The sequence below is a fragment of the Candidatus Infernicultor aquiphilus genome (genome assembly GCF_002784285.1).
Lineage (GTDB): Bacteria > Atribacterota > Phoenicimicrobiia > Phoenicimicrobiales > Phoenicimicrobiaceae > Infernicultor > Infernicultor aquiphilus.
Window position 1 is genome coordinate 1 of sequence record NZ_PFKO01000140.1, and the last position, 2,045, is coordinate 2,045.

Here is a 2,045-nt window from a genome sequence, read left to right on the forward strand (position 1 = left end):
TACTTTGATAATAAAAAGTAACCTATCCCCTTTTATCCCTTATTTTTAATTAAATCTCAATACTTTCACTTTATTCTAAAACAAGACAAAAGCAATCTATACTAGGATATTACATTTACCATCATTAGTATAAATTACTATCTACCCTGCTAAGTGAGTATCTACTAAGCAGGGCTTATCTGATACTATAATAATATTCATCTTCAGAATAATCTTCTTCTCTTTGTTCTTTAAGTCTTAAATAGGGCAATGAACTCTCATCTATCCTGGCGTACTTGCCCTTTCGGGTTTGTTTTAAAAAGGTTAATAACACCTTCTCTTCTTTTTGTCTTAATTCTTTCCTCTTTAGTTTCACAATTTTTCCTCCTCTTACTTAACAATAATTTTCCTTCCTGTTTGTATTTCAATCTGATTTTTAATACCTGATAAATCTATTTCAAAACCACACTTACAAATAATTTTAGCATCTTTTGGAAAAGGTATAAATCCTTTATTTTTGAAATCTATATCAATCTGAGGATTTGGATTAAATTTTACATATATCTTGTAAACTTCCCCACACTTTGGGCACTTTTGTTCAATTTCAACTACATCCGGTATTGGCGTTAGCTTTCTTGGTATCCTTATCGGAGCCCCCATAGGAACAGCTTGCCTAAATATTTTGTTATCTTGAGTGGCAAATATCTTAAAAGAGGTAGTAGTTTCGAAAATCATCTTACAAACTGTTTGAATTCTATACACAATATCAGCTAATTTCGGGTCATCATCTACCCTGGTTATCTTTAATCCAATTTCCTCCAAATCGTCAATTTTTATTGACCTTCCATGCGATCTCCACTTAGAATGATCTGTTAATTCCTTTGCAATCTCCTCTGCTCGTTTCCTTTTCATTTCTTTAGTTACAGCTATTTTACGGGTTTCGGTAACAATCCATTTTTTGAATTTGTAATTTATCAACCATTCAACTACTAAATCTTCAGCAAATTTTAAAGCATAAAACACACTACCTAATTCACCAGGTGTAATCTGTGCTACCATTGTAGCATCAAATGGATTTAACCTACCTTGCTCTTCTGCTTCTTTCCTTTTCCCTTCAACCCATTCCATATAGTCATATGCTGATATTACAGAACGCCCAATTTTCATTTGTGCGTCAATCGGTCCCAAGCTTCCAGTTTCAGTCATCAAAATTTCGTCACCTGATAAAACAATAATTGTACCGGCACTCTTAGCCTCTCCAGATACTACAAATGAAACTGTATCAAAGTTATTGCGTAAGAATTTGACTATCTCTTCAGCTGTTTCACCACTACCTCCTGGTGTTTCCATATATAGATCAACCTTCTGAAGTTCTTTTTTATCTGCCAATAAATCATGAATTAAATAAAAGTCTGATTGCTCTAATGAAATACCAGGGATAGGTTTCCCAATTGCGGCAGCATATACAAATAAATATGTATCTCTTAATTTGTTATATTCAGATATTAAATTTAACAACTCGGATTCCAATTCAGAGCCACTTAATCTTTTGTTGATATATTCATTCATTAAACCCATATAGATACCCTCTCTTTAAATTTTGCAATATTCGGATATTTAGTGTGCAGCTAAAGACCAGGTTTTTTCCGCCCTATAGATATTCTTTTATATTTTCTTATAGAATCCTTACAATTCTCAGGATCTATTATATTAATATTAATTTTAGAACTTAAAAGAGTAGATATTTTATCTAACACATTTATCCTTATGAATTATTATAGCACATATTTAAAAAGTAAAATACCATTACCTCAAATCAGCAGAATCGGGAATATTATTCCCTGCGCTTCTCAGAAGTACAGAAAGAATTAGCTGGAATAAATGTAGTGGTTCGATTCATCAAACCCGCATAATTATTAAATGTCATTGCGAAGCCCTGATTTATCACAATGTCATTAACTTAAGGTGTACGTATTAATGAACTACCCCGTAGCAAGCTGACGGGACATCTCCAATCAGGTCTGTTTCTATCTTATCTCAGCAAGCTCCAGGAGAATTAGACCCTA

Annotated in this window: 2 protein-coding genes; both read right to left on the minus strand. The window is 32.8% G+C overall.

What is annotated here, in order from left to right:
• Positions 1-175 precede the first annotated feature (175 nt).
• Positions 176-355 carry a hypothetical protein gene (locus COZ07_RS03815; RefSeq protein ID WP_406607261.1) on the minus strand — a complete coding sequence of 60 codons (180 nt, stop codon included), beginning with the start codon at positions 353-355 and terminating at the stop codon, positions 176-178.
• Positions 356-369: 14 nt separating this feature from the next.
• On the minus strand, positions 370-1,548 hold the full coding sequence (locus tag COZ07_RS03820) for an SDH family Clp fold serine proteinase (RefSeq protein ID WP_406607262.1): 1,179 nt from the start codon (positions 1,546-1,548) through the stop codon (positions 370-372).
• Between the last annotated feature and the right edge of the window lie 497 nt (positions 1,549-2,045).

What these genes read in the sequence shown, in the direction of transcription:
- COZ07_RS03820 (WP_406607262.1), bottom strand. Translation starts at nt 1,548, where the DNA reads ATGAATGAATATATCAACAAAAGATTAAGTGGCTCTGAATTGGAATCC.